At 34.3% G+C, this 3,470-nt stretch carries 4 protein-coding genes and 1 pseudogene; 1 reads left to right on the forward strand and 4 read right to left on the reverse strand.

The window, feature by feature from the left end; translation table 11 throughout:
- Nucleotides 1–381: 381 nt before the first annotated feature.
- Nucleotides 382–675, reverse strand: a complete 294-nt coding sequence (locus V7161_RS25975; protein WP_335715704.1) for a heterocycloanthracin/sonorensin family bacteriocin — start codon at nt 673–675, stop codon at nt 382–384.
- A 357-nt stretch (nt 676–1,032) separates the two neighbouring features.
- Between V7161_RS25975 and V7161_RS25980 the strand changes: the two genes are divergently transcribed.
- A complete protein-coding gene (locus V7161_RS25980; RefSeq protein WP_420491671.1) occupies nt 1,033–1,503 on the forward strand; it encodes an IS110 family transposase in 471 nt (156 codons plus the stop codon).
- Between the two features lie 322 nt (nt 1,504–1,825).
- Here the strand turns inward: V7161_RS25980 and V7161_RS25985 are convergent.
- From V7161_RS25985 to V7161_RS25995, 3 genes and pseudogenes are all read right to left on the reverse strand, one after another.
- Nucleotides 1,826–2,210 (reverse strand): annotated as a pseudogene (locus V7161_RS25985) (enoyl-CoA hydratase).
- 160 nt (nt 2,211–2,370) lie between these two features.
- Complete coding sequence (locus V7161_RS25990; protein ID WP_335715705.1) at nt 2,371–2,559, reverse strand: amino acid transporter; 189 nt, start codon at nt 2,557–2,559, stop codon at nt 2,371–2,373.
- A gap of 191 nt (nt 2,560–2,750) precedes the next feature.
- Nucleotides 2,751–3,407, reverse strand: coding sequence for a hypothetical protein (locus tag V7161_RS25995; protein ID WP_335715706.1), 657 nt, complete (start codon nt 3,405–3,407; stop codon nt 2,751–2,753).
- Nucleotides 3,408–3,470 lie beyond the last annotated feature (63 nt).

Below are 3,470 nucleotides of genomic sequence, written 5' to 3' on the forward strand. Positions count from 1 at the left end.
TACCACAAAGAAAACAATTTGTTAATATTATTTGCTTTAAAAATTAAACGTATAACTGAAATCAAATTTCAATGTTCCTTGTTCCACAACCCAGTTAGAACACTAAAAACAGGGACTGCGATCCGTTCCCACTATAACTTTTGCACCTAGTTGTTCCCTCCTTATTGTACAAACGTCACGTAGATAAAAAACACCTTTTTCAAGTGAAATTATGTTCCTACTGAGTAACAAAATACTTTTGAATTTGCCATTTTTCTTAGTTCTCAGAAAATTATTTTCAGGATAGTTTAAGTACGATTTTTTCTCCAATATGAGAAACTGTAAAGAAGTGCCCCTGCGTTATTTGCAGGGACACTTTTCAAAAAAAATTTCCGGAAATGTTTAAATAAAAACAACGCTGACACAGTTATAGCAGTTATAGAATCCGTTATAGTATCCGTTATAGCAGCCACCACATCCACCACATCCAAAACAACTAAAACCGAAGCAACCGCCAAAACCGCCACAGCGACCAAAGCCACCGCAGCGACCAAAACCGCCGCAACGGCCAAAACCACCGCAACGCCTAGCGTCAAATAAACTTGAATCTTGAGTTTGAAAATCCATCGGAATTAACTGCCCCACTTGGTAATGATCCATCCCTAACGTTTGAAGATCATTTTGGGAATTCTGCATTTTGTCCCCCCTTTGATATTTATAATCAGGTTAAACCTGAATAGAGAACTGAAAAATAAATTGTCAGTTTTGTGTCAATACATTAGATAATCTGTGTATTCTCTTCAACAAATTATGTTTTCTCTTAGGTCCCTGTTACTAAATAAAGAGCCTATTTCACGTTGAAGTTTTATAGAATATTGATAAAAAAACAATGCTTATGGATGAGCCTAAATAAAGGCCCTTGTTTCATTGCTAATAATTGGTTATATGGGACAAGATAATTTTTGCCGTTATTCTGAACTTAAACTCATGCACCCGATAGTTTAAGTTATCATGAACAAAACTAGCTCCTTATTCGTAACACCGTAGGTTAATTTGGTTTCACTGTTTACTGGAAAAAACAAACCAAATCAGAGCAACATTACGAAAGGAGCTAGCTATTATGAAGGATACTTTAAATATGTAGGTTTAGACGTTTCAAAGGAAAAAATTGCCGTTGCCATTGCAGATGAAGGTCGTGATGAGCCAAGGTATTGGGGAATGATTCCTAACACTCCGGAATCCATTAGAAAGTTAGTAAAAAAACTTGGAGAAAAAGAGAATCTTCGAGTGTGTTATGAAGCTAGACTAACTGGCTATGGTTTACATCGACTTTTTCTTACCTTGGGAATTGACTGTGAAGTAATCGCACCATCTTTAATTCCTAAAAAACCAGGTGAACGTATTAAAACTGACCGTAGAGATTCGATTAAACTAGCAAAAAAGTTAGTGGAAGCACCTTTATACGGAAAGATAAAATGTGAAAACCCACGAATATCAGAGTGCGCCTTGGTGCCGTGTGCTTAACTTTTTATATTAATATGAAAGGAGTAATTTGATTCATTCTCAGCTTTACAAAGTATAGCAGACAGTAAGCTGAGAAGGAGCTCCCCTAGCCTTGAAAGGGTGAATCCCAACTAATAGCAAAGAAGCCGAAAAACGCTTCTCTCTTCTTAGAGTTTCCCAAAAACCGAACCAAAATCAATTTGTGTAGGGAGCATTGACAGTTTCGTTCATATCAGTACATTTATTCACAAACTATCTGGTTTTAAATATATTAACTCTGTTTAGTTATTACAGTAATGCTGTCCCGTAGATTTCGATATTGCTCTCGATATTATAATAAAGTTTAAAGAATTACGCCTGATACATCTCCTTTCAATACTTCTTTTTCATTCTGATTTTTACATAAAAAGGATGCAACAAACAATGTTCTATTATTTTCTTGCCTTTCGTATTTCTCAATTTTAACTATACAAACTATTGTATCTCCTGTAAAAACAGGTCTTAAAAACTCAAAACTCGTACTACGAGCCAGTACGTTATTATCTCCAGCTATTTTTGTTGGCAGAGTTGTAGTTAGTAACCCTTGAATGACAAGTCTTCCTTGTTCATCTGGGGTTATATGATGTATCCCTTCATCCCCTGAAATCTCAGTAAATAATTCAACATCTCTTACTGTAAAATGTAAAAGTTCGTTCAAACGTAATTATGTCTCCTGCTTTTAATGACACTGTCTGGTTAATCACAATGTGAATATTACATCAATACCAGACCTTTTAAGGTAATATATTCCACGAAAATCCAAAAAAAACCTTCTTCAACTAATCTGATTCTTTAGTGCAATAAGAAAGGCCACCATTGAGTGGCAGCCAGTTAAGAATCAAGTATCGGTTAGTGTAATAAATTTAAAATAATCATTAACAAGATGGATATTGATAAGAAGCCAGTCATAAAATACCCCAAATATTTTAATGGTTTTGGCAACTTTTTTACCCCATCCTTACTTATATTTGCAGAATTTCCTTCTATTTTATTTATGTGGTCTATTACATCATTAAATGGATTAATTTCTTCTTTCATAACAAACACCCCTTTACCACATTTTAACATATATATTTATTTTAGGCTTTTTTCGTATAGATTGTTGCTAATGAGATCCTACTTACACATGAACCTTTCACATATTCTACTCTTGAGGCATATATCTCGTAATCTGATAAATAAATACGTTATTAATTTGTTTGATCCATTAACCTAACTCCCACTTATATTTAGATCATTTCTTGAAGCTTGGTTAGTACTTCTAGTTGCCGTTCTTTTAAAATTGGATTGATATGATAATAGAAGGGTTTGTTTATATGCTCTAAACCCTTTAATCGAGATGAAGGTAATATACTTAATGCCCGATTCGCCAAAGGTTCGAGTAGTTCATTTGTTCCCCAAGCTGTTATAATTGGTCCATTGCTGCTATTAATAATGGACACTAACTCATTTATTCTAGTCGAAGAGAAAATGCTATGGGAATGAAAACCAGTTAACTCAGCCTTCTCTAATAGAATCTTAAATTCATCTGAATTTCCAGCACGTATATCGGAGAGATTCAATATCCCTACACAATTCCAGCCCTTTAATCTCATTAACCTCATAATTTGATATTGAGTGGGATCCGGTTTTGCCTCCACTAATGGTAATTTACTGGGTACTTCTAAATATAAGAACGGAGAGGAAGATTTTTTACCTTTTGGAGCAGATGATCCTGGATTCATTAAAATGATAAATGCATCTGGTCTTTGAATATTTTGTATCCCTTTTTGCATAACAAAAGCAATTTTCCGGCAGTGAAATTCCTCTCCTTTAACCTGTTCGGTATAAAAACTTGCTAACACTTTGAATTCTTTTTTTAAGGTTTCAGCATATACGTATTCCATTAGAATCCCCCAATTTCTGTATTAGCTTTCATATTTATAAAAGGGTAGACGAAATTTCGTCTA

It is taken from the genome of Neobacillus drentensis (assembly GCF_036965425.1).
In the GTDB taxonomy this organism is placed as follows: domain Bacteria; phylum Bacillota; class Bacilli; order Bacillales; family Cytobacillaceae; genus Neobacillus; species Neobacillus drentensis_F.

What these genes read in the sequence shown, in the direction of transcription:
- V7161_RS25975 (WP_335715704.1), bottom strand. Translation starts at nt 675, where the DNA reads ATGCAGAATTCCCAAAATGATCTTCAAACGTTAGGGATGGATCATTAC.
- V7161_RS25990 (WP_335715705.1), bottom strand. Translation starts at nt 2,559, where the DNA reads ATGAAAGAAGAAATTAATCCATTTAATGATGTAATAGACCACATAAAT.
- V7161_RS25995 (WP_335715706.1), bottom strand. Translation starts at nt 3,407, where the DNA reads ATGGAATACGTATATGCTGAAACCTTAAAAAAAGAATTCAAAGTGTTA.